Below are 25,155 nucleotides of genomic sequence, written 5' to 3' on the forward strand. Positions count from 1 at the left end.
CTAATTGGCAATCGTTACCCGTTCATTTTCTATCTTGGCGTAATTCCTTTTCACAGCTTCGCGAATACCTCTTTGCATGGCAGCGTCTATGTTCGATCCCATACGGGCAAAGCCGAACTGTTGTGCGCATGCTTTTATCAAATCTGCCGCAGGCAGGCTGATGGAGTCGGTCAATAGTTGCCGGATGGCATTGGCTATTTCTTCAGGTGGTATGTCTGTCGCTTCCCGGTCGGAAACCGGGCGATAGATTGAATAGGAAGCGCATTGCTCTTTGTCGTTCCAGCAGAAGACAAGTCCTTCGTATTCTGTGCGATAGATATTCAATGTGTCGAGTGCTGTTTCTATCTGTGCCTCTACCCGTGTTCCCAAGCGGCTGATTCCCCATTCGGACAGGATTTTCTTACAGAGCAGGGATTTACTGATTGGCGCCTCGCTTTCCATAATCTTCCGTATTTGGGAGAGGAGGATAGCGTAACTGTCCGTAAAGAAAAAGTCTTCCGGTGAATAACTGTATGGGGTGATCTTTGCAAACTTGTACTTTTGTTCTATCCGGTTTTGAGTAGAAAGAACGGAAGCTGCTTGCTTTTCAGGAGCAACAGGCGATGCCTTGAGTACAAATGAAATTTCATTGTTGGTTATCTGTGCCGTCGGTGCAGGTGCTGCCACTTCTGTCGGAGTAGAATTGATTTCGGCTGCTGTCATTGAACCGACCTTTGAATTCTTTTTCCGGGCGATAGCCTCTTGGATAGTTGCCATTACTTCGTCCGGCTTTTCCCACCAGTCCATTGTCCATATCCGGTAGATGTCCCATCCGAGTGCTTTCAATACATTATTCTGCACAATTTCCCGGTCACGTGCGGTCTTGGTACGTTTGTAGTTTTTGCCGTCGCAGATAATACCTAACTGATAGTTAGAGGTATTTTCGGTGTCGACGATACCTATGTCTATTTTGTATCCGGAGCAACCAATGTCTGTATGCACGGTGTAACCCAATGAGCGCAGTCTGTCGGCAATGATCGTTTCGATGGAGGCTGTTGCTTCCGACAGTTGTCTTGGCACACTGCTGATGGTGCTCCGGGTTCCCTTCTCCGCATATTCGAGGAAACGTTTTAGTCCGGCTACTCCAATAGAAGAAGTCCGGTTCAGGTCGATCATATCCGACCTTAGGGTGGAATAGATAATCATCTCATACCGGGCACGGGAAACGGCTACATTCAATCTTCTTTCGCCGCCTGCCCGGTTCAGTGGTCCGAAATTCATGCTGACGCGCCCTTCTGCATCCGGGCCATAGCCCACAGAGAAGAGAATAACATCGCGTTCGTCTCCCTGCACATTCTCCAGGTTCTTGATAAATAACGGTTCGTCGCATTCCAGCGCAAGAGTTTCCAGTTCGGGGTAAAAGATAAAAAGGTCGGATAATAAGTCTTCTATCAAGGCTTGTTGGACAATGCTGAAAGTGACTACACCGATACTTTTCTTTCTTAATTCCTCGCTTCTCAATCTTCTGGCTATTTCGTCCACCACAGCTTGAGCTTCCGCCCGGTTCTGGCGCGACTTGCCTTTATCATAGTAACCGTTGATGTTGACTATCCTGACTTTCGATTCAATGTTGTCCGGTGAGGGGAAAGTCATCAGTTTGTTATCGTAATATTCGGAGTTGCTGAAAGCGATGAGGCTCTCATGTTTGCTTCGGTAGTGCCATAATAAATATTTGGAAGGGATAGACAGAGCGAGACAGTCGTCAAGGATACTCTCCAAATCTTCCATTTCAATGTTGTCTTCATCAATGGTGTTGACCGAGAAGAAACTGGTAGGAGGCATTTGTTTCGGGTCGCCTACGATAATGACGTTTTTACCCCGTGCAATGGCGCCCACCGCTTCATAAGTAGGCATCTGTGAGGCTTCATCAAAGACAATCAAATCAAATTTATCAGCGTCCGTATCGATGAATTGAGCGACGGAAAGAGGACTCATCAGCATACATGGGCACATGCGCGACAACAAAGTGGGAATTTGGTCGAATAGCTTGCGAATAGATATGCCGCGGGCATTGTTGCGGATATTCTTTTGAAGGATACCCACTTCGGAACTTTGGATGGCCTCGTGAGTGAAAGACGGAATGTTGGAGGCCAACCGGGCAAATAATTCTCTTTGCGTCGTTTCTTCGAATTTGGCGGATATTTGTTTGTATTTAGCAATGATGTCATTGAATATCTTACCGTTGAATAATTCCAGAGTCGGCTCTTTGGCAATGATATACCGGATAGCTGCCTGATAGAAACTCTTGCGGAAGCTGTCTGTAAGTTGGCTGGTAGGAATATTCTTTTCTTTATATTCCGTCGCGATAAATCCTATTCCCAGACTATGCAGGGTTTGGTAGGCTTGTAGCCACTGATACCAGTCCTTGAGCTTGTCGAGGTTCTCTTTCCAGGTTCGGGCTTTTGACAAGGCAATCGTTATCCAGTCGGCTGAATCGGTATAAAGTTCTTCGATCGAGATACCCAGCATGCCGGACAATTTCTTTTCGGTGGCTGTGAGTGTATCTGCGAGCTGATACAGTTCATTGAAAGAATGAGCATGGATGTCTCTGAATGTTTGAATTCCTTCAGTGAGTTGTGCGGACAAATTCTGCTTGATTTGCGAAACTTTGGCAATGTCTTTTGCGTAGTTCAACAAATGCGAATGAAGGGAAGTCATGTCGTCGATTATCTGCTCAATGGTGTTCCAATCCTCGTTCTTGCCGGGGCGTCCGAATAGGGAGGGAAGTTGCCCGATGTATTTCCGGACGGCTTCTGCTTCTTCCTGATACCGGATAATGCGGTGGAGCAGAGGTTTGATGTCTTCTGTTTCAATCGTTTTTAAAGCATATACGTTGATTGCCTTTCTGATTTTCCGTTGTCCGAAATATCTGGGAAGGAACCATTGATCGGATACCCGGTTCCATTCGGCTAACATCTGCTTTGCGTTGATGGACAGGATTTCTTGGGTGAATCCGGTTTCTATCTCTTTCCTTTGTTCATCCCGTTTCCGTCCGTGAACCACTACTTCCCGGTATTCATTCAGTGTTTCGTTGAGCAATGGCAAAGTCAGCAATCCGGGAGTCAGTTCTGGAATGTCGAGTATTCTCCGGATGATGTGGGAGATTGTCTGGAAATCCTTGCGTGTAGGGTGTATATCCGTATCTTTTAGAAGTATGGAGAATACATCCAGCTTCTGCCGGATGGTGGTCAACAGGTCGATAAATCCGGTGAGCAGTTGGGAGGATCCCTCCTTAACGGCTGATGAATATTCGGTAATCGAGATACCGGTTAATGGATGCTGGTAAGGATGTCCACACGCATTGGCCGTCCGGACTAGCAGCTCGATGGCATCTTCCCATTGGGCAAATGTGTCTTTATCTAATGTATCCAGATAAGCTTGTGGAATATCAAAACAAGATTCGACGTCCACGGATTGATAATGAATAATGGCGTCATATAATGAAACTCCGAACGGGTATTCTTTATGCAGGGCTTCGATATATTGATTCAATTCCGCTCGTAAATTCAGCAGGCGTTCCGCTTCCTTTCTGAATTCTTCGGGAGGTGTCTGCCTGATAATTTCCGTGGTTTCTTTTAGTTGAGAGATAACGGCGGATTTCTTTGTCTTGTTGGAATGAATTTCCAGACAGAACGGAGCCAGCCCGATAGCTGCCAATCTGTTTTGCACAACGGAGAGGGCGGCCATCTTTTCCGCTACAAATAAAACACGTTTTCCTTTGTAAAGCGCGTTGGCGATAATATTGGTAATCGTTTGCGATTTTCCTGTTCCCGGAGGCCCGTGCAGGATGAAAGTCTTGTCGTGTACGGCTTCGTAGATGGCTTCCAGTTGCGAAGAATCGGCGATGATGGGTAATACAATGTCTGCGGGCGACACTTGTTTGTCCATATCCGTTGCATCTATTTCCTCTGTGGCGGCTTCCCACTCTATCTTTCCGTTGATGAGGCTGGACACAATCTTGTTCTGAACCAGTTTGTTGGCATTGTTGTGAATGTCATTCCACATAATGAACTTGTTGAAAGAGAAGATACCCAGAATCGCTTGCTCTTCCACGTCCCATTTACGCTGGTTCTTGATGCTGTTGCGGATAATGGAATAGATCAGTTTGACGTTTACACCGCTTTCGTCGGTAGGCAACGGGTCCAATCCTGATATGGAGATTCCGAAGTTTTGGCGAAGCATTTCCAATAAGGTGATATTCATCATCGTTTCCTCTTCCCGGGAGCGGATTACGTAACCTTTGGCTGCCGATTTACGGATAATTTCAACCGGTAATAGCAAGATGGGGGCATATCGGGGGCGTTCGCTGGAAGGTGTCTCGTACCATTTCAAAAGTCCGAGAGCCAGATAGAGTGTGTTGGCTCCATTCTCTTCGATAGAAGTACGCGAAGAGCGGTATAAGTGAGTCAGTGCCTTACCTAAATCGTTTTCGGGCAGATAGAAACGTAACCTTTTCTGTGAAAGTTCCGAGTTGATGAAACCAACCATGGGATCAGACTCCGGTATGGAGGAATAAATCCCGAAATCCATCGCCGGACTTTCCCAATCGGCAGGGCGGTGGAGGATGCGGAATTCTTCTCCGTCGGCCAATGCATCTTCCAGACAGGATAGATTAGCCGGGATGAGTTGGAGCGTGTTTTTGGTAATCCGGATATTCAGCAGGTTGTTGCGCAGGCTTAAATCCAGCAACCGTCTTTCCCATAACAGTTGTTTGGTAATCACGGCCTGGGTTTCATTGCCCGATAAATCATACGGATTGATACTTTGCGGAGTGGCATGAACGGCACTTCTTTGAATGTCGGTCTCCTTTTCTTCTACTCCCCATACCTGCCCGTGCAGAGTACGTTGGGGGATGGGGCGGATGCCCGAATGTCTCGCTCTTTTCACATCTATGGCAAGAATGAAACTGTTTCCATCCGTCAGCTTTCCGTTCGCTTTCTTCACTGCATTGTCGAAATCGGACGAATGTCCCATGTTCATGCAGGTCGTTTCAACTAAAGTAATGTCGTATATTCCTTCGGCTGTCCGTTTGGTTAACAGGGAAACATCGTCAATGGTAGGATCCGGAAAAGTCTCCGGCACTAGCCAGGCTCCCGCAAAAGTATGCCCTTGAGTGATGATAATGAGTGCATTCAGACCGATTGCTTCCAGGCAGGAAGCATAGAGCAAGGCCATATCCAGACAGGTTCCCAGTTTTTGTGCCATTACGGAGTCGGCTAGCCGTACACGTTGCCCATATTCCTCGAAGCTGGCGGGGATGGTGCTGTATATAATCTGTTGTTCCGTGATAGCCGTGTAGATGGCGGCCATCTGTTTCCTTACCCGGTCCGGAGTGCGGCTTTGATATTCGTCGAGGGACGGATTATCAGTCCATTGTCCCAGGATGGAAGCGGCTCTCTTGATGATTGGCACAATGGCTGTATGATTGGGGGTGATGAAAGCGGCCAGCATTTCGGGCAATACATTGAGCCCTCCCCATTGGTCGTATGCCAGAATGTCGATAGGGTAGGTTTGGCAGAATACGGATTCTGCTTCGGAAGTAATTTCAATTTTCAGATTGCCGGATAAACGTTCGGTCAGCTGTGTGAAATAGTTGGCGGACAAAGTGAGATTGAATGACGACAGGCATATCGATTCATTGGGCGGAATTTGTGCCACAGCTATCGGAGCGGCGTTTCCGAAAGTCGGTTCTGTCGTGATTTGTACCTGAATGTCCTTCAGCGGGGCAGGCGTTGTATTCTCAATAGAAAGCTGATGAATGATTGATGCACCGTTTTGTTGTATCGCAAAATTAATAAGCGGTAAATAGTCGCATTGCACCTTGACTTTGTCCAATCTCTCGTCCATGGCAAAAACTGTATAAATTAAAGATTGCAATATTACAAAAAATACGGATATAATTCTCTTTTCTTCTGCCATTCTTTTGTCAATCAAGAAAATATTCCTACCTTTGCGCCCGATTTATAGATAATATAATGTCTTATTTAATTAAAGTATTAAACAATTTATTTATTAATGGAAAACTTAAAGAACGTAGCTCCTATTGAAGATTTCAACTGGGATGCTTATGAAAATGGCGAAACAGTAACCAACGTTAGCCACGATGAACTGGAAAAAGCTTACGACGGTACGCTTAACAAAGTGAACGACCGTGAGGTTGTTGACGGAACCGTAATCGCAATGAACAAGCGTGAAGTAGTTGTGAACATCGGTTACAAATCAGACGGTATCATCCCATTGAATGAGTTCCGTTACAATCCGGATCTGAAGATCGGTGATACAGTAGAAGTATACATCGAAAATCAGGAAGACAAAAAAGGACAGCTCGTTCTGTCACACAGAAAAGCTCGCGCTACTCGTTCTTGGGATCGCGTTAACGCTGCTCTGGAAAATGAAGAAATTATCAAGGGTTACATCAAGTGCCGCACTAAGGGTGGTATGATCGTAGACGTATTCGGAATCGAAGCATTCTTGCCGGGTTCTCAGATCGACGTTAAACCGATCCGCGACTATGATGTATTCGTTGGCAAAACAATGGAATTCAAAGTGGTTAAAATCAACCAGGAATTCAAAAACGTTGTTGTATCTCACAAGGCTCTTATCGAAGCTGAACTGGAACAACAGAAGAAAGAAATTATCGGTAAACTTGAAAAAGGACAAGTTCTTGAAGGAACTGTTAAAAATATCACCTCTTACGGTGTATTCATCGACCTTGGTGGCGTAGACGGTTTGATCCACATCACTGACCTTTCTTGGGGACGTGTTAGCGATCCGAAAGAAGTGGTTGAACTGGATCAGAAACTCAACGTTGTTATCCTTGACTTCGATGACGAAAAGAAACGTATCGCTCTTGGCTTGAAACAACTGACTCCGCACCCATGGGATGCGCTTGATACTGACTTGAAGGTTGGTGACAAGGTGAAAGGTAAAGTGGTCGTTATGGCTGACTACGGTGCATTCATCGAAATCGCTCCGGGCGTAGAAGGTTTGATCCACGTTTCAGAAATGTCTTGGAGCCAACACCTGCGTTCTGCACAAGATTTCATGAAGGTAGGCGACGAAGTAGAAGCTGTTGTGCTGACACTTGATCGTGAAGAACGTAAGATGTCTCTGGGTATCAAACAACTGAAACAAGATCCATGGGAAACTATCGAAGAAAAGTATCCTGTAGGTTCTAAGCATACTGCAAAAGTACGTAACTTCACTAACTTCGGTGTATTCGTAGAAATCGAAGAAGGTGTTGACGGCTTGATCCACATCTCTGACCTTTCTTGGACTAAGAAAGTAAAACACCCATCAGAATTTACTCAGATTGGTGCTGACATCGAAGTTCAGGTATTGGAAATCGACAAAGAAAACCGTCGTTTGAGCCTTGGTCACAAACAACTCGAAGAAAATCCTTGGGATGTATTCGAAACTGTGTTCACTGTAGGTTCTGTACACGAAGGTACAATCATCGAAATGTTGGATAAGGGTGCTGTTGTAGCTCTTCCTTACGGTGTAGAAGGTTTCGCAACTCCGAAACACCTTGTAAAAGAAGACGGTTCACAAGCACAGTTGGATGAGAAACTTGAATTCAAAGTGATCGAGTTCAACAAAGACGCTAAGAGAATCATCCTGTCTCACAGCCGTATCTTCGAAGATGTAGCTAAGGCTGAAGAAAGAGCAGAAAAGAAAGCTGCTTCTGGTGCTAAGAAGTCATCTTCTAGCAACAAGAGAGAAGATTCTCCGATGATCCAGAACCAGGCTGCTTCAACTACGCTGGGCGATATTGACGCTCTTGCTGCATTGAAAGAACAGTTGGAAGGAAAGAAATAATCTGAATAGAATATTTTCCAATGAAAGGCGCTCCCGTTTGGGGGCGCTTTTTTTATTCACCACAGATTTAAGAAATGAAGATAAGAGGGAATTTAATTCAGACATAAGAACAAAAGAATAAAATAGCAGTTCAATAAGCAACAGAAATAATTTTCAAAGCGCTGCCTTTATGTTCTTTTGTTCTTATGTCTAAAAATAAATTATCAAAATCTGTATTAATCTGTGTAACCCTGGGGTGAAATATTTCCTTTTCCTTTGCAAGATTAAATGTGAAATGTCCTATCTTTGCATACCATGGAAAAATTTGAGTTACATATATTGGGATGCGGTTCTGCTTTGCCTACTACGCGACATTTTGCGACCTCTCAAGTCGTAAACTTGCGTGAAAAACTATTTATGATTGATTGTGGCGAGGGAGCACAGATGCAATTACGCCGCTCGCGACTGAAATTTTCCCGATTAAATCATATCTTCATCTCTCATCTACATGGTGACCATTGTTTCGGATTGTTGGGACTGATCTCTACATTCGGATTATTAGGGAGAACTGCTGATTTACATATTCATTCTCCAAGAGGACTGGAAGAGTTGTTTGCGCCGATGCTTGCTTTCTTTTGCAAGACTTTGACTTATAAGGTGTTCTTCCATGAATTCGAAACGAAAGAACCGATGCTCATTTACGATGACCGTTCGGTGACTGTAACCACAATCCCTTTAAAACATCGAATTCCCTGTTGTGGTTTCCTTTTTGAAGAAAAACAGCGTCCTAATCATATCATCAGAGACATGGTAGACTTTTATAAAGTCCCGGTCTATGAACTGAACCGCATCAAGAACGGAGCGGATTTTGTAACTCCCGAGGGAGAAGTAATACCCAATTTACGTTTAACCCGCCCTTCGGCTCCGGCGCGTAAATATGCTTATTGTTCCGATACAATCTATCGTCCGTCCCTTGCTGAACAAATTAAAAATGTAGATTTGCTTTTCCATGAGGCCACCTTTGCACAGACCGAGCAGGCACGCGCCAAGGAAACTTATCATACCACTGCTGCACAAGCTGCGCAGCTTGCTTTGGATGCCAATGTGAGACAACTGGTGATCGGACATTTTTCCGCCCGTTATGAAGATGAATCTGTCTTACTTCATGAAGCGTCCGCCATTTTTCCACAAACCATTTTAGCGAAAGAAAATTTGTGTATTGACGTTGATGGAGGGACTGTCTATGAAAAGTAGTCGACTGCTTTGGGGAGTAATCATCCTGCTCTTCGGTTGCTTGGCAGCCTGTAAAAAAGAGAAACCTCAATCTCCGATACCGGATTCTTTGTCTTCCCTCCAGGAACTGTTCCATCCTGCTTATCAAATAAATGCAGACAGCATTCATCAGATGATTCGTATTTGCCTGAACGAAAATCCGGTAACTCCCTGGGATTCGGTTTTGCTGGCACATTATCAGGAAAAGGATGAATTCTTTTGGCTGAACGATTCTCTCATATCCGATAAACCTGCCGTACAGGTGGCAGACTCGATGTTATTCTGGTTAGGAAACATTTCACAACATGGAGTTAATCCGAATCTGTATCCTGTCGATAGCATCCGTGAGGAATTGCAACAGATACGAACCTTGAAACTGCGTGAAGGGAAAACGATGAACCGTCTGCTGGCAGACGTGGAGTATCAGTTAACAGCCGCCTATCTTTCGTATGTGTGTCAATTGAAATTCGGATTCTTGCCTCCGGAGCGCAGATGGAATGATTCGATCGACCACATTCCTTTAAAACAATGTGACGTGAAGTTTGCAATGGCCGCTCTCGACTCTTTGCGTGCAAATCCTAACGCCGCTTTTCACCGGGCGCAACCCGCTTCCCCGCTTTATCATAAGATGCAGGAAGAGCTGGTTCGTGTGAATGGCTGGGGAGTGACAGATACTACGGATTATTATCGCGACCGCCTATTGGTAAACATGGAGCGGGCACGTTGGCAATATGCATTGGATAAAGGACGAAAATATGTGATAGCTAATGTGGCGGCATTTATGTTGCAAGCCGTCAACGAAGAAACAGACTCTATCCTGGAGATGCGTATTTGTGTAGGGACTGTGAAGAATAAAACTCCTCTATTGTCAAGCAGGATTTATTATATGGAACTGAATCCTTACTGGAATGTGCCTCAAAGCATAATTCGGAAAGAGATCATTCCTACTTACCGCAGAGATACGACGTATTTTACCCGTAACCGCATGAAGGTATACGATAAGAATGGATTTCAGGTAGATCCCCACAGTATTAAATGGGCGAAGTATGCAGGAAGTGGCGTACCTTATACGGTGAAGCAGGACAATAAAACAGGGAACTCCTTGGGACGTATCATCTTCCGTTTTCCCAATCCTCATTCCGTATATCTGCATGACACTCCGTCACGGTGGGCTTTTACACGGAATAATCGTGCGGTGAGCCACGGTTGCGTCCGTCTTCAAAAAGCACTCGACTTCGCGTTCTTCCTGTTGAAAGAGCCGGAAGAATTGTTGGAAGACCGTATTCGTATTGCAATGGATATCAAGCCGGTGAGTGAAGAGGGAAAGAAGCTGCCCATCAGTGCGGCTTATCGTGAATTGAAACATTATAGTTTGGAACAATATATACCTTTATTTATAGATTATCAGACGGTTTATCTGTCTGCCGATAATAATTTGAGGTATTGTGAGGACATTTATAAATATGATCCGTCCTTACTAGAGGCGATGAATAACCTGAATTTGAAACCATAAATAAACATACAGATACGAGAGATTATGATTCCTTATAACGAACGCGAAGTTCTGAAACTCCTTCAGGAGGAGAGTACACAGCGGAAAGGATTTGAAATGATTGTGGGGCAGTATAGCGAGCAATTGTATTGGCAAATCCGCCGGATGGTACTGTCGCATGAGGATGCGAACGATCTCCTGCAAAACACTTTCATCAAGGCATGGACGAATATCGATTATTTCCGTGCCGAGGCGAAGCTGTCGACCTGGCTCTATCGCATCGCGCTGAATGAGTGTCTTACCTTTCTGAATAAGCAGCGTGCCATGACTACCGTGGATATTGACGATCCCGAAGCAGTAGTTGTGCAAAAGCTGGAAAGTGACGCCTACTTTTCGGGCGACAAGATACAGATGTGCTTGCAAAAAGCCTTGCAGACTTTGCCCGAAAAGCAGCGTATGGTGTTCAACCTGAAATACTATCAGGAAATGAAGTACGAAGAGATGTCGGAGATCTTCGGCACGTCGGTCGGTGCACTGAAAGCATCTTATCATCATGCGGTGAAGAAAATTGAGAAGTTTTTAGAAGAAATAGATTAAACCTTTTAAATGAGACACTGTCTAATGAAAAGAGAGGAGAAAAACGTATGAAAGAAGAAGATATTTTATTGAAGAAGCTTGGAAAGGAAAATTCCTTCAAAGTGCCCGATGGTTACTTTGAGAACCTGACTTCGGAGGTAATGAATAAACTTCCTGAAAAAGAGAAAGTTGCTTTTAAGGAAGAACCTGTCAGCACATGGACAAGACTGAAACCATTGCTCTATATGGCAGCTATGTTCGTAGGGGCGGCCTTGATTATCCGGGTAGCGTCAACAGATCATAAACCTGCTGCAGCAGATGATGTAGCGGTGACAGAAGTGGATACTGAAGTAGTCGTATCTGACGAAATGATTGATGTAGCAGTGGATCGTGCCATGCTGGATGATTATTCGTTATATGTTTATTTGAGTGATGCAAGTGTAGAATGATTTATAAAAACTGATTGAATACAGAAAATGAGAAAACTTATCGCATTGGTCGTTTTGTTATGTGGCTTTATGCCTGTTCTTTGGGCTGCTGATGGATGTGATCAGCATTTATCCCGGGAGGAGTTCAGGGCAAAACAAAAAGCTTTCATTATCGAACAGGCTGGATTGAATAAAGAAGAAGCAGCCAAGTTCTTTCCCGTTTATTTTGAACTCCAGGATAAAAAGAAGAAACTGAATGATGAGTCATGGGATTTGATGCGCAAAGGCAAGGATGATAAAACGACGGAAGCTCAATATGCAGAAATCAATGAGAAGGTAGCCAACAACCGTATTGCTGCCGACCAGCTTGATAAAACTTATTTGGGTAAGTTTAAAAAGATTCTTTCAAGCAAGAAGATTTTTCTCGTGCAACGTGCAGAGATGCGTTTTCACCGCGAAATGATAAAAGGTATGAATCGTAGCAAAGACAAGGGAGACGATTCAAAGAAGAAATAAAGAAAACAGAGCGTCCGATTCGTATGAACAGACGCTCTGTTTGAGTAAAATGGAGGCTCTGTCCGGTGGGAATAGAGCCTCTGTTTTTTTATGTCGGTAAGGAAGTTACAGTCCTTTTTTCTTTGCTTCATTCCAAATGGCATCCATCTCTTCGAGAGACATATCTTTCAGACTTTTTCCTTCCTTGATGGTGTGCTCTTCCAGATAATTGAAACGGCGGATAAACTTCTGGTTGGTAAGTTCTAGTGCATTATCGGGATTGATTTTATAAAGGCGTGCCGCATTGATGAGGCTGAACATCACGTCGCCGAATTCAGCTTCCGCTTTCTCTTTATCCATGTTGGCCACTTCCTCCTGAAACTCACCTATTTCTTCTTTCACTTTATCCCAAACCTGTTCCCGTTCTTCCCAGTCGAAACCTACATTGCGGGCTTTGTCCTGAATACGGTAAGCCTTGATAAGCGAGGGCAGGGCAGCGGGCACACCGCTTAATACACTCTTATTTCCATCTTTCTCTTTAAGTTTCAACTGTTCCCAGTTCTCGGAAACTTGTCCGGCTGTATCTGCTTTCACCTCTCCGAAGACATGCGGATGGCGGAAAATCAGCTTATCGCACAGCTTGTCGCAAACATCTTTGATGTCAAAATCTCCTGTTTCCGAGCCTATCTTAGCATAGAAAGCGACGTGCAATAATACGTCTCCCAACTCTTTGCAGATTTCTTTCTTGTCATCCCTCATCAGGGCATCGCAAAGTTCGTAAGTCTCTTCTATGGTGTTGGGACGCAGACTTTCATTCGTCTGTTTACGGTCCCAGGGACATTTAACACGCAGTTCGTCGAGAATGTCCAGGAAGCGTCCAAAGGCTTCCATCTGTTCTTGTCTGGTATGTGACATAAATCTATCTATTTAATTCATTTTTTTCCATTCCTGGTAAGAAATCAATAACCCTACTACTTCCGAGTAGTTCTGGCGGCCACTTTCTATCTTGTTTCCTTTCAGGTAAAGATCGTATATCCAATCCTGTACGGCTCCCACTACCGGGCTATACTTGGCAGCCCAATAGGCTTGATTATTCTTGGCTAATTCAATAATTTCCGGTCGGATGCGTTGAAAGAGTTTTGCATATTCTTCTTCTGAAAGTAATCTTTTTGCATTCCCCAGTACATGCCCCAGTACAGAGAAATATCCGGAGAAACGGATACCCATTGCCTGTGAACGGGTACAAACCTGATAGGCATAGAAATTGGCTTCCGCTTCGCTGGTGATACCTAACAAGTGGGCTAGTTCATGAGCATAAGTGGCGGGGTAGTTAGCGGGAAGCAAATCTCCGTTAAGGGTGAATTCGCAGAAGAAAGGTCCCATGCTACCGGTTACTCCTACCATGGAAATGAACGGAGTAAACAACATGGTCTTTACTCTCGGATGATCGTGTGGAGGTCGGTGCACGCCCAAGCTATCACTTAACTGATTATAGATTCGTACGGTTTCTTCCCGTATCAAATCCTGGTTGATACTATTTACAGGGGTGTACGAACGATTTAATTGGGTGATATAGTCGTCAACGAACTCCTGAAAATTTTCGGGAGTGTAGGCTGTATACGGGATTTCGGTTCGTTGGTAAAAGTTCTTTTGAGAATAATTCAGTCCCCAAGCCAGATAGAACCATACATAAATCCACAACAGATATTCGCCGTCGCGCAATAAAACTTTCTTCCAAGGCAACTTTTTGCGGAGACGGGCATAAATAGGATAAATAATCACGCCCGCGATACTAAGGAAGATAAATAAGTCTCCTATCGCAAAAGGAAATAAATTGGAAAAAAACGACAAAACGTAAGAGATAAAAGGGTAGATTGTTTGCGAATAGATTGTTGCCAGAGCAGGAATCCATTGCGTTAGCCACACCAGGATTAAGATTGCTCCTAAGGCTAAATATCTTACATTTGGCTTCTTTTTCATCATTTGTCTAATATCAGTCAACAAAAATATGCATTAAATAGACGTCGCGCGAAAAAATACCTCTATATTTGCAAAAAATCTGTTAACAATGGCTTTATAACTTGTATAATAGGGAAAGTCATTCAACATAAACCGGATAAAAGATGGCTACATCAGAAGAAATTGAAAAGTATTGCCGGAATTGCGTATCACGTGATTTCGTGAATGGTAAAGGTCTTGTTTGTAAGCGCACCAGAGAACTTCCTGCTTTTGAAGAAGAATGTGAAAGTTTTGAGAAAGATGAAGAGCTGGAAAGATTAGCCCCTCCCAAGCCGGAAGACTTCCCGGTATCTATGACAGAAGAAGAAATGCTTGCCGAAGAGAATCTCTCCAAAGGAGTACTGTACGCAGTCGCTGCCTGTATTGTGGGTGCGGTGGCATGGGGACTGATATCTGTTTCTACGGGTCGTCAGATTGGATTTATGCCCATTGCTATCGGATTTATGGTTGGCTTTGCCATGCGGAAAGGGAAAGGAATACGTCCCATTTTCGGAATTATCGGTGCGGCATTATCCCTGATTAGTTGTGTCCTGGGTGATTTCTTTTCCATTATCGGGTATATTTCCCAGGATTATGATATGTCCTATTTCGACGTTCTGGTAAGTGTGGACTATGGAGAAATATTCTCTATTATGCTGGAAAATGTGATGTCAATGACTGCTTTATTCTACGGATTCGCTCTTTATGAGGGGTATAAATTCTCTTTCCGTGCACAGAAACACCCCGAGGGTGGTAAGATTTGAATTTAAATTATTAATTTTGCACCCGTTATTTTTAGAATATACATTATCATATATACATAAAACAATATGGAATTAGCAAGTAAGTACAATCCCGCTGACGTGGAGGGAAAATGGTATCAGTATTGGCTGGACCATCATTTATTCAGTTCGAAACCCGATGGACGTGAACCTTACACCATCGTCATTCCGCCCCCGAACGTCACCGGTGTGTTGCACATGGGACACATGCTTAATAATACCATTCAGGATATTTTAGTTCGTCGTGCCCGTATGGAAGGCAAGAATGCCTGTTGGGTACCGGGAACTGACCATGCTTCTATTGCTACTGAAGCTAAAGTAGTAAACAAACTCGCTGCTCAAGGTATCAAGAAAACCGACCTGACTCGTGACGAATTCCTGAAACATGCCTGGGACTGGACAGACGAACACGGAGGTATCATCCTGAAACAGCTCCGCAAACTCGGTGCATCCTGCGACTGGGATCGTACTGCTTTCACTATGGACGAGAAACGCAGTGAAAGTGTACTGAAAGTTTTTGTAGACCTGTTCAATAAAGGATTGATCTACCGCGGTGTCCGTATGGTAAACTGGGACCCGAAAGCGTTGACAGCTCTTTCTGACGAGGAAGTGATCTACAAAGAAGAGCACGGAAAACTATATTACCTCCGCTATAAAGTAGAAGGTGATCCGGAAGGACGCTATGCCGTAGTGGCAACTACCCGCCCTGAAACAATCATGGGTGACACAGCGATGTGTATCAACCCGAACGACCCGAAAAACGAATGGCTGAAAGGCAAGAAAGTGATCGTTCCGCTGGTAAACCGCGCCATCCCTGTGATTGAAGATAATTATGTAGACATCGAATTTGGTACAGGTTGCCTGAAAGTGACTCCTGCTCATGACGTAAACGACTATATGCTGGGTGAAAAGTACAACCTGCCTAGCATTGATATCTTCAACGATAACGGTACATTGAGCGAAGCTGCCGGTATGTATATCGGCATGGATCGTTTCGATGTTCGTATACAGATAGAGAAAGACCTCGAAGCTGCCGGACTGCTGGACAAGACAGAAGCCTATACAAATAAGGTAGGTTACTCGGAACGTACCAACGTAGTGATCGAACCGAAACTATCTATGCAATGGTTCCTCAAGATGCAGCATTTTGCAGACATGGCATTGCCTCCGGTAATGAACGATGAACTGAAGTTCTATCCTGCAAAATACAAGAATACCTACCGTCACTGGATGGAGAACATCAAAGACTGGTGTATCAGTCGTCAGTTGTGGTGGGGACATCGCATTCCTGCTTACTTCCTCCCGGAGGGCGGTTATGTGGTAGCTGCTACAGCAGAAGAAGCATTGGCAAAAGCGAAAGAGAAAACCGGCAATGCCGCCTTGACAATCGAAGATCTCCGTCAGGACGAAGATTGTCTGGATACCTGGTTCTCTTCCTGGTTGTGGCCTATCTCTTTGTTCGACGGAATCAACAATCCGGGTAACGAAGAAATCAACTATTACTATCCGACCAGTGACCTTGTGACAGGACCGGATATTATCTTCTTCTGGGTAGCCCGTATGATTATGGCAGGCTACGAGTACGAAGGACAGATGCCGTTTAAGAACGTTTACTTCACAGGGATCGTTCGTGATAAACTGGGACGTAAAATGTCCAAGTCACTCGGTAATTCTCCCGACCCGTTGGAGTTGATCGAGAAATACGGAGCCGATGGAGTGCGTATGGGTATGATGCTTTCCGCTCCTGCCGGAAACGATATTCTTTTCGATGACGCACTTTGCGAACAGGGACGTAACTTCTGCAACAAGATATGGAATGCTTTCCGTTTGATTAAGGGCTGGACAAATGCCAAAGGCACTATTGAAATTCCTACCGATGCACATCTGGCAGTTCAGTGGTTTGACCAAAGACTGGATGCGGCAGCTGTTGAAGTGGCCGATCTCTTCTCCAAATATCGTTTGAGCGAAGCGTTGATGCTGGTTTACAAACTGTTCTGGGATGAATTCTCTTCTTGGCTGTTGGAAATCGTGAAACCTGCTTATGGACAGCCTGTTAATGGCTTTATTTATAGTATGGTTCTTAGCTCTTTCGAGCGTCTGCTTGAATTGCTGCATCCTTTTATGCCATTTATCACAGAAGAATTGTGGCAACAACTGCGTGAGCGTGAACCGGGTGAAAGTTTGATGGTTACTCAACTGTTTGAACCGGTCGGAGCAAATGAACAATTCCTGGCAGAGTTTGAAGTAGCTAAGGAAATCATCAGTAATGTCCGTAGCATCCGTTTGCAGAAGAACATTGCTCTGAAAGAAGAACTCGAATTGCAGGTTGTAGGCACTCATCCGGTAGAGAAATTGAATCCGGTGATTATCAAGATGTGTAACCTGTCTTCCGTAACAGTGGTAGAAAGCAAATCAGAAGGTGCTTCTTCTTTCATGATAGGAACGACCGAATTTGCCGTGCCATTGGGTAATATGATTGACGTGGAAGCCGAAATCGCCCGTATGGAAGCCGAATTGAAGCATAAAGAAGGATTCTTGCAGGGAGTGATGAAGAAACTTAGCAACGAGAAATTCGTCAATAATGCTCCGGCTGCCGTTCTTGAACTGGAACGTAAGAAGCAAGCCGATGCAGAGAGCATCATTAATTCTTTGAAAGAAAGTATTGCGGCTTTGAAGAAATCATAATCCTTTGATACTTAATTTTATATAATAAAGGGCATCTCAATTCGTTTTGGGATGCCTTTTTTTTGCACTAAAGAAATTAATACTATCTTTGCTTCCGCTATTTATAGAATACCACAAATGAAACAATCGTTACGGATCATTCCATTCCTCCTTGGATTATTCCTTTTTATTGAAGGGTTCTTATCACCTGCGTCAGCCCGAACCGAAAATACAAATAAAGAAGTACTGGTTTTAAACTCGATTAATTTCAATCTGCCTTGGGCTAAAAACTTTTATTGGTGTCTTCATGATGCTCTTCAGAAACAAAGAATTTCTGTGAAGGCGGAATCGCTTTCCGTACCTGCTCTGGTGAATGAGATGGAGGCGAATGCCGTAGTCACCCATTTGCGTCAGAAGTATCCGGAACCTCCCACTGCTATCGTGATGATTGGAGATCCGGGATGGATTGTTTGCCGCGAATTATTTGATGATGTATGGAAAGAAGTTCCGGTAATCGTGACAAATGCCCGCGACCATTTACCTGCTTCTCTTGAGGTCTTATTATCTCATGCCCCGTTGACGGAAGCCAATACAGTTTCCGGCGATGAATGGAGGCGGGGATATAATATAACTATCTTGAAGCAATATTATTATGTAAAGGAGACAATCGATTTAATTTATAAACTGATACCTGATATGGAACGTCTGGCGTTTATCTCCGACGATAGGTATATCAGTGAAGAAACTCGCGGAGATGTAAAGGAAGCTGTAGAAGAGAACTTCCCGGACTTGAATCTGGATTTACTTTCCACCACTCAATTATCTACAGAAATGTTGTTGGATACTTTACGTTGTTATAAACCGAATACGGGAATCATTTATTATTCTTGGTTTGAGTCGCATAACAAAAATGATAATAACTATCTTTTTGATCATATTCAGGAAGTGATTGTCAATTTTACTCCATCTCCATTGTTTTTACTTTCTCCCGAAGACTTGTCGAATAATACTTTTGCAGGAGGATATTACGTTTCGACGGAATCGTTCTGTAAATCTTTGCTGGAAATACTTGGTCGTGTCTTGGATGGAGAACAGGCACGTGATATTCCCGGTGGGGCGGGAGGAGAAGGAAGTGCCAATCTCTGCTATCAAGTGTTGAAATCCTACAATATACCTTCTTCCCGCTATCCAGACGATGCGGTTTATGTCAATGAGCCCAAGACTTTTTTTCAACAGTATTACATTCAAATACTTTCCTGTTCATTCTTTTTGTTGATTTTGATTGTTGCTATCATATATTATATCAGCATTCTTCGGAAAGCATATAGTCGCCTGCATGAAGCAATGGAAAAAGCGGAACAGGCCAATCAATTGAAATCCGCATTCCTGGCTAATATGAGTCATGAGATACGTACCCCCTTGAATGCCATTGTAGGATTCTCCAATATGCTTCCTCATGTAGAAAACCGTGAAGAAATGTCCGAATATGTAGAACTCATTGGAACAAATACGGATTTGTTGCTCCAGTTGATTAATGATATTCTGGATTTGTCGAAGATTGAAGCCGGTACATTCGATTTCTATCCTGCCTTGATTGATGTGAACCAGACGCTTGAAGAAATCGAGCAAAGTATGCAGCTACGTCTTCGGCACAATAATGTGACTTTCACATTTGCGGAGAGACTGTCCCAATGTACATTGTATACGGATAAGAACCGTTTGATTCAGCTGCTTGCCAATTTTGCAGTTAACGCCATCAAATTTACAGAGGTGGGTACTATCCGTATGGGATATCGTTTGCTTGATCCTGAAACGATTTATTTTTATGTGTCGGATACAGGCTGTGGAATGTCTTCTGAACAGTGTATTCATGTCTTCGAACGGTTTGTGAAGTACAATTCCTTTGTGCAAGGTACCGGACTGGGACTTTCTATCTGCCATACGATTGTAGACCGCTTGGGAGGGAAAATAGGAGTGGAGTCGAAAGAGAACAAAGGATCTACTTTCTGGTTTACCTTACCTTATCGGCAGAATTAATGCTTTACTTCTTTCCAATCTATCAGTAGATAAGTTGCTATACTCTTATTGCAAACTTCCTTTCCCTTATTGGATAAGTTGTCTTTGACCAAGAAGAAACTATAAACGCAAGTTCTGATTGTATAATTGCAAGTTGCATTTATATAACCGGAACTTGCAGTTGTATAAATGAAGCTTGCAATTATAGTTTTCTCGTAGCCAAAAAGAAGTTTGGCAGTAGGGGAATGCAAGTTTACCTCTAATACAACGGAAGTTATCTATTAGTACTTTAATAGACAGATAGTAATAGATAAGAAAATAGATGGTTGGTTTTAAGGAAATAGAATCGGTAGTAATAATGGCAGATAATCCTTTAAATCTACGCGTAGTTGCTTTAATGCTTGTTGAATACGGTAATCTACTGTTTTGGGAGATATTCCCAGAATTTCCGCTATTTCTTTATAACTCATATCCCGGAACCTATGCATCACAAAAGCTTCCCGATAACTTTCCGGCAATGTGGCGATGGCATCCTTGATGCGTTGTGTCAACTCTTCAACTTGATAAAGATCCGTATCTTGCAGCATCTCCTGCATCTCTTCATAAAATCGAGTGTCGGCACGTTGGGTGGCATCAATATGTGCAAGCTTGTTCAGAGCTTTGCGGTATATCATTTTAAAGAGGTATGAACTAAGTGAAGTTTCGATAATCAGATTTTCTCTGTTTTCCCAAATCCATAAAAGAGAGTCCTGCACAATTTCTTCCGCATCTTCCAGATCTACAAAACGATGACCATAAGCACACAGTGCCGGATAATACCTCCGAAACAGTGCATCAAATGCTTTTTGGTCGCCTCGCTGTATAGCAGATAATAGGAAATTGCTTTCTGACAGGTGAACTTCTTTCATGTATTAGTTTGATATTTCACTGCAAATATAGCTTTTTTATAAGAAAACAAAGATTTTCTGAAAAAAAATGAGATTTGGTTTAGGAATTCCACAAGTCTCTCTTGTCTTATAGTAAAAGGCAATAAAATACGAATATGGATAAGACTGATAAAAATACAATAGAAGAATTGCTTCCCCGTTATTGTGAGGGACTGGCAACGGAAGAAGAGCGTCTGCAGGTTGAGATGTGGATGGATGAGTCGGAAGAAAACCGGCGGATGGCCAAACAGATACATGCTCTTTATCTTGCTACAGATACCGTTCACATCATGACGAAAGTTGACACAGAGAAAGCATTGACAAAGGTGAAAAGTAGAATGACAGGTAACAGACAAAGGAAAACGACATGGTGGGAATGGGCGCAACGTGCGGCAGCAGTGCTGTTCATTCCACTTCTCGTTACTCTGATGGTACAACATTGGGGAGGAAGCGAACAGGAATTGGCACAAATGATGGAAGTGAAAACAAATCCCGGAATGATGACTTCTCTGACATTGCCCGATGGCACATTGGTTTTCCTGAATTCCGAATCTACCTTGAGTTATCCCTCACGCTTCGATAGCGACACGAGAAATGTAACATTGCAGGGAGAGGCTTATTTTGAAGTAGCCAAGAACCCGGAAAAGAAGTTTATAGTTTCTACTTCCCACCAATCACAGATCGAAGTACTGGGAACTCATTTTAATGTAGAGGCTTATGAAAAAGAAGACCGGATTGCAGCAACATTGGTTGAAGGAAAGATAGGTTTTATTTATTCATCTGACAATGGCTCGAAAAAGGTGCTGATGGATCCCGGACAGAAGCTGGTCTATGATACAAGAGACAGTAAAGTGCAGCTTTATGCCACCTCCGGTGAGTCGGAAATAGCTTGGACAGAGGGGAAAATCATTTTCAAAGACACCCCTTTAGAAGAAAGCTTGCGAATGTTGGAGAAACGATATAACGTAGAATTTATAATAAAGAATGAACGTTTGAAAAAATACTCATTTACCGGAACATTTACCCATCAGCGTTTAGAAAGAATATTGGAATATTTTAAAATCTCATCCCGAATTCGTTGGCAATACATAGATTCTGCTGATATAAAAGATGAGAAGAGCAGAATAGAGATTTATTGATTTACAAACCTTAAAAAATGAATAATATGAAAAATAGAGCTCCTTAAAAGAAAAACATACGGGAAAATATTGGCGTATTTCCCGTATGAAAAATAAGTAAATCTTTCTACCGCTTGTTTGGCGACAAGCTTAGATATACTTTTTATTAACTTTAAGTCATTACAAAATTATGCAAAATTATTGTAGCATCCAATTATTACGGATGATAAACTCGTTTTGGATTACCTTAAAACAAATTCCACTATCTATGAAACTATTTATTATTTGCCTCATTTGTTCTGTCAGTATCACATGGGCTACTGAAGCATATGCACAGCAAGCAATGATAAGCATTGATGTGCGTAATCAAACAGTAGGGGAAATATTGAAGGAAATAGAATCTCAATCCGATTTTGATTTTTTTTTCAACAATAAACATGTTAATTTGGAACGTCGTGTTTCTGTATCTGCTAATAATAGTAATATCTTTCAAGTATTGAAAGAGGTTTTTGCCGGTACTGATGTGAAATTTTCTGTGTTGGATAAGAAGATAATCTTGTCAACAGACATAATATCACCCGAGCAAGATAAACAAATGAAAGTTGTTGGTAAAGTTGTTGATAGGAATGATGAACCTGTAATAGGAGCAACTGTTAAAGAAAAAAACGGCTCGGGGGGAACTGTAACTGATATTGGAGGAAACTTTAATTTGTCCGTATCATCGGATAATGCGATGATTGATGTTTCTTATGTTGGTTATCAGTCTCAGACAGTTAAGGTGAGAGAAGGGAAAAATATTAAGATAGTTTTAGAGGAAGATACAAAACTGCTTGAAGAAGTGGTAGTGGTAGGTTATGGTACACAGAAGAAGGTAAACTTGACCGGTTCTGTAGCTACAATTTCCTCTAAAGATATTGCAGAAACTCATGCCAGCAATACTTCTACTTTGTTGGCAGGTCGGTTACCTGGTGTGATTTCAATGGCAGCAAATGGATTTCCGGGGCAAGGAGCATCGGTGTTGATTCGTGGAAAATCATCTTGGAACGATGCGCCTGTGTTATATGTTGTAGATGGAATTCAGGTGGATAAAGAAGCTTTTGATGCGATTAATATTGATGAAATAGAAAATATTTCTGTTTTGAAAGATGCATCGGCGGCAGTATATGGTTCTCGTGCTGCTAATGGAGTAATATTGGTAACGACGAAACGGGGTGAGAATGGCAGACCTAAATTCTCTTTTTCTACAAATTTGGGTATTTCCACACCTACTGCCTATCCAGAATTACTCAATGCTTATGAGTATGCAACTCTATGGAATGAAGCGCAGACTAATATGGGATACGATATAAATAACTCCTCGGACGCACATCTGTTTTACGATGAAGAACAAATAAGAAGAGCGCAGACAGAGGGATCCGACTGGTTTGGAGAAACTTTTAAAAAACATTCATTGAATCAGAAATATAATATGAGTGTGAATGGTGGGAGTGACCGGATTAAATATTTTATGTCTTTAGGATATTTACATGATGAAGGGATGTATGATGGGATTGATTATAAACGTTATAACTTGAGAGCCAATGTTGATGCTAAGATTAATAATTATATAAATGTCCGTTTGGATTTGGAGGGGATGGAAAGCACGTTGGAACAACCACAAGTTAGTTCCGCCTCACTTTTTGAATATGTTGTCAGACGGAGTCCGATGGATAAAATATATAACACGGACGGTAGCTACTATGATATGGGTAGCAGACATCCGTTGGCAGAACGTGATGATAGCGGATATAAAAGAAATAAAAAGAACAATTATCGTGCAAAGCTGGGTTTTGATATAAAAATTCCTTATGTGGATGGTTTAAAATTTAATGCTTTGTTTAGTTACGTACGAGGTGCGAATCATTCGAAGTCATTTTTAACACCTTATTCTCTTTATTTGTTAGGAGACGACGGTAGCGTTGCCAATGAACGCATATTTGGTAAAACTTCTCTTTCAGAAGAAATGTATATTGGTCATAATATGACATCCACTTTGACACTGACATATAATAAAAAAATAAAAGGGCATTCTGTTTCCGGATTATTGGTATATGAACAATTTGAATCACTAGGATCAACGTTGGGAGCTTCCAGAACCAATTTCCCCTTTACATCCATTGACCAGTTATTTGCAGGAGGAGACGATGAAGAACAATCAAATTGGGGAAATCCTTCTCAGGATGCTCGTAAAGGTTTTATAGGTCGTTTTAACTATGATTATAAGGGTAAATACTTAGCGGAGTTTTCTTTTCGTTATGACGGTTCATTAAAATTTCATCCGGATCGTAGATGGGGATTTTTTCCTTCAGTGTCTTTGGGATGGCGGTTATCGGAAGAAGCTTTCATGAAGAAGTTTTCTAATTTGGATAATTTGAAAGTCAGAGGTTCGTATGGCATTTTAGGTAATGACGCTGTAGGAGGCTGGCAATGGTTGACTAACTATTCGTTTGGTGACGCTTACATTTTTAATCAGACTCCTATAAAATCGATAGTCAGTGGTGGTATTCCGAATGTAGATTTGACTTGGGAAAAAACAGCGACATTCAATTTTGGGGTGGATGCATCTATTTATAAAGGATTGCTTTCTGTGGAAGCGGATGTGTTCTATAAACGTACGTACGATATCTTAGGTTCAAGGAACGCGTCAATGCCGCAAACTTTTGGTGCAACTTTGCCTTCTGAAAACTATGGGGTTGTAAAAGTTAAGGGGTTTGAACTGCAAGTAAAACATGATAATAAAATAGGAGACTTTCGGTATCATGTAGGTGGAAATGTCAGTTGGGCGAGAAATAAGGTTGTAGAAAAGGATTATGCGGCAGGAGCAGAACCATGGAATAATCCGATAGGAAAGACAATGGGGTATCGGGCGTGTTTTGTGGCACTGGGATTATTTCAGAGTGACGAAGAAGCCGCTGCATGGCCTCGGTTCAAAGGAACTCAGCCGACGGCTGGTGATGTGAAGTATGCGGATTTAAACAACGATGGGATTATAGACGAGCGCGATAAAAAAGTTGTTTCTCCCTATAGCAATACGCCTGAAATAATGTTTGGCTTGAATCTATCAGCTTCATGGAAAGGTTTCGATTTTAGTGCTTTGTTCCAAGGTGCTGCCAATAGGAATGTGATGTTAGGTGGTTTTGCTACCCAAATGTTTATTAACGGAGATGCTAATTTGCCTAGGTATTTGTATGAAGATCGTTGGACTCCGGATAATCGTGATGCACGTTATCCTAAAGCATGGGGACCCGATCATCCTTCAAATAATAAATCTTCTACATTTTGGTTGATTAATGGTAACTATGTCCGATTAAAGAATGTGGAATTAGGATATTCCATATCAAAAGATATATTGTCGAGAGTGGGAGTAGACCGTTTGCGTATATATGTTGGAGGAAGCAATTTATTCTCTATAGATCACATGCCGGGTTATGATCCGGAAAAACAGGATGGAGGACCGAATTATTATCCTCAGCAAAAGGTTTTCAACATGGGAGTAAACATAACTTTTTAAAT

The 25,155-nt window shown here is 42.6% G+C and carries 15 protein-coding genes; 11 read left to right on the plus strand and 4 right to left on the minus strand.

Annotated features, from left to right (window positions below):
- Complete coding sequence (locus tag KQP79_RS14515) at positions 1-5,958, minus strand: DUF3320 domain-containing protein (protein WP_032855969.1); 5,958 nt, start codon at positions 5,956-5,958, stop codon at positions 1-3.
- 96 nt (positions 5,959-6,054) lie between these two features.
- On the opposite strand from KQP79_RS14515, the gene rpsA reads away from it, so the two are divergent.
- The 6 genes from rpsA to KQP79_RS14545 all read left to right on the plus strand — a co-directional run bounded on the left by rpsA (position 6,055) and on the right by KQP79_RS14545 (position 12,120).
- Positions 6,055-7,857, plus strand: coding sequence for a 30S ribosomal protein S1 (gene rpsA / locus KQP79_RS14520; protein ID WP_004301842.1), 1,803 nt, complete (start codon positions 6,055-6,057; stop codon positions 7,855-7,857).
- A gap of 294 nt (positions 7,858-8,151) precedes the next feature.
- The gene (locus tag KQP79_RS14525; RefSeq protein WP_008775508.1) at positions 8,152-9,090 is read left to right on the plus strand and encodes a ribonuclease Z; all 939 of its coding nucleotides are present in this window, start codon (positions 8,152-8,154) and stop codon (positions 9,088-9,090) included.
- Complete coding sequence (locus tag KQP79_RS14530) at positions 9,080-10,621, plus strand: L,D-transpeptidase family protein (protein ID WP_225483552.1); 1,542 nt, start codon at positions 9,080-9,082, stop codon at positions 10,619-10,621. The genes KQP79_RS14525 and KQP79_RS14530 overlap by 11 nt, the downstream gene beginning before the upstream one ends.
- A gap of 24 nt (positions 10,622-10,645) precedes the next feature.
- Positions 10,646-11,197, plus strand: coding sequence for an RNA polymerase sigma factor (locus tag KQP79_RS14535; protein ID WP_004304634.1), 552 nt, complete (start codon positions 10,646-10,648; stop codon positions 11,195-11,197).
- Positions 11,198-11,244: 47 nt separating this feature from the next.
- Positions 11,245-11,625 (plus strand): hypothetical protein, encoded by a 381-nt coding sequence (locus KQP79_RS14540; protein ID WP_004301846.1) that lies wholly within the window; start codon positions 11,245-11,247, stop codon positions 11,623-11,625.
- Between the two features lie 27 nt (positions 11,626-11,652).
- Complete coding sequence (locus KQP79_RS14545) at positions 11,653-12,120, plus strand: hypothetical protein (protein WP_004301847.1); 468 nt, start codon at positions 11,653-11,655, stop codon at positions 12,118-12,120.
- A 105-nt stretch (positions 12,121-12,225) separates the two neighbouring features.
- Here KQP79_RS14545 and mazG read toward each other — a convergent pair whose 3' ends face one another.
- Both mazG and KQP79_RS14555 read right to left on the minus strand, forming a co-directional pair.
- Entirely contained in the window at positions 12,226-13,014 is a 789-nt protein-coding gene (mazG, locus tag KQP79_RS14550) for a nucleoside triphosphate pyrophosphohydrolase (protein ID WP_004304635.1), read from the minus strand.
- A 12-nt stretch (positions 13,015-13,026) separates the two neighbouring features.
- Positions 13,027-14,082 carry a DUF3810 domain-containing protein gene (locus tag KQP79_RS14555; protein WP_004304636.1) on the minus strand — a complete coding sequence of 352 codons (1,056 nt, stop codon included), beginning with the start codon at positions 14,080-14,082 and terminating at the stop codon, positions 13,027-13,029.
- A gap of 140 nt (positions 14,083-14,222) precedes the next feature.
- On the opposite strand from KQP79_RS14555, the gene KQP79_RS14560 reads away from it, so the two are divergent.
- The 3 genes from KQP79_RS14560 to KQP79_RS14570 all read left to right on the plus strand — a co-directional run bounded on the left by KQP79_RS14560 (position 14,223) and on the right by KQP79_RS14570 (position 19,580).
- A complete protein-coding gene (locus KQP79_RS14560; protein ID WP_004309825.1) occupies positions 14,223-14,861 on the plus strand; it encodes a hypothetical protein in 639 nt (212 codons plus the stop codon).
- Between the two features lie 66 nt (positions 14,862-14,927).
- On the plus strand, positions 14,928-17,564 hold the full coding sequence (locus tag KQP79_RS14565) for a valine--tRNA ligase (protein WP_061448073.1): 2,637 nt from the start codon (positions 14,928-14,930) through the stop codon (positions 17,562-17,564).
- Positions 17,565-17,681: 117 nt separating this feature from the next.
- A complete protein-coding gene (locus KQP79_RS14570; protein ID WP_004304639.1) occupies positions 17,682-19,580 on the plus strand; it encodes a sensor histidine kinase in 1,899 nt (632 codons plus the stop codon).
- Between the two features lie 311 nt (positions 19,581-19,891).
- On the opposite strand, the gene KQP79_RS14575 is transcribed toward KQP79_RS14570, so the two are convergent.
- Positions 19,892-20,467, minus strand: coding sequence for an RNA polymerase sigma-70 factor (locus tag KQP79_RS14575; protein ID WP_004304640.1), 576 nt, complete (start codon positions 20,465-20,467; stop codon positions 19,892-19,894).
- A gap of 134 nt (positions 20,468-20,601) precedes the next feature.
- Here KQP79_RS14575 and KQP79_RS14580 point away from each other — a divergent pair, with 134 nt between their 5' ends.
- Together KQP79_RS14580 and KQP79_RS14585 are read left to right on the plus strand one after the other, a co-directional pair.
- The gene (locus KQP79_RS14580) at positions 20,602-21,624 is read left to right on the plus strand and encodes a FecR family protein (RefSeq protein WP_234120767.1); all 1,023 of its coding nucleotides are present in this window, start codon (positions 20,602-20,604) and stop codon (positions 21,622-21,624) included.
- 247 nt (positions 21,625-21,871) lie between these two features.
- Positions 21,872-25,153 carry a TonB-dependent receptor gene (locus KQP79_RS14585; protein WP_149951984.1) on the plus strand — a complete coding sequence of 1,094 codons (3,282 nt, stop codon included), beginning with the start codon at positions 21,872-21,874 and terminating at the stop codon, positions 25,151-25,153.
- Positions 25,154-25,155 lie beyond the last annotated feature (2 nt).

The organism is Bacteroides sp. DH3716P, from assembly GCF_025914115.1.
Taxonomy (GTDB): Bacteria; Bacteroidota; Bacteroidia; order Bacteroidales; family Bacteroidaceae; genus Bacteroides; species Bacteroides ovatus.

Bases quoted from the DNA above. Each gene is read 5' to 3' on its own strand.
- KQP79_RS14515 (WP_032855969.1), bottom strand. From the start codon at position 5,958: ATGGCAGAAGAAAAGAGAATTATATCCGTATTTTTTGTAATATTGCAA.
- rpsA (WP_004301842.1), top strand. From the start codon at position 6,055: ATGGAAAACTTAAAGAACGTAGCTCCTATTGAAGATTTCAACTGGGAT.
- KQP79_RS14525 (WP_008775508.1), top strand. From the start codon at position 8,152: ATGGAAAAATTTGAGTTACATATATTGGGATGCGGTTCTGCTTTGCCT.
- KQP79_RS14530 (WP_225483552.1), top strand. From the start codon at position 9,080: ATGAAAAGTAGTCGACTGCTTTGGGGAGTAATCATCCTGCTCTTCGGT.
- KQP79_RS14535 (WP_004304634.1), top strand. From the start codon at position 10,646: ATGATTCCTTATAACGAACGCGAAGTTCTGAAACTCCTTCAGGAGGAG.
- KQP79_RS14540 (WP_004301846.1), top strand. From the start codon at position 11,245: ATGAAAGAAGAAGATATTTTATTGAAGAAGCTTGGAAAGGAAAATTCC.
- KQP79_RS14545 (WP_004301847.1), top strand. From the start codon at position 11,653: ATGAGAAAACTTATCGCATTGGTCGTTTTGTTATGTGGCTTTATGCCT.
- mazG (WP_004304635.1), bottom strand. From the start codon at position 13,014: ATGTCACATACCAGACAAGAACAGATGGAAGCCTTTGGACGCTTCCTG.
- KQP79_RS14555 (WP_004304636.1), bottom strand. From the start codon at position 14,082: ATGATGAAAAAGAAGCCAAATGTAAGATATTTAGCCTTAGGAGCAATC.
- KQP79_RS14560 (WP_004309825.1), top strand. From the start codon at position 14,223: ATGGCTACATCAGAAGAAATTGAAAAGTATTGCCGGAATTGCGTATCA.
- KQP79_RS14565 (WP_061448073.1), top strand. From the start codon at position 14,928: ATGGAATTAGCAAGTAAGTACAATCCCGCTGACGTGGAGGGAAAATGG.
- KQP79_RS14570 (WP_004304639.1), top strand. From the start codon at position 17,682: ATGAAACAATCGTTACGGATCATTCCATTCCTCCTTGGATTATTCCTT.
- KQP79_RS14575 (WP_004304640.1), bottom strand. From the start codon at position 20,467: ATGAAAGAAGTTCACCTGTCAGAAAGCAATTTCCTATTATCTGCTATA.
- KQP79_RS14580 (WP_234120767.1), top strand. From the start codon at position 20,602: ATGGATAAGACTGATAAAAATACAATAGAAGAATTGCTTCCCCGTTAT.
- KQP79_RS14585 (WP_149951984.1), top strand. From the start codon at position 21,872: ATGAAACTATTTATTATTTGCCTCATTTGTTCTGTCAGTATCACATGG.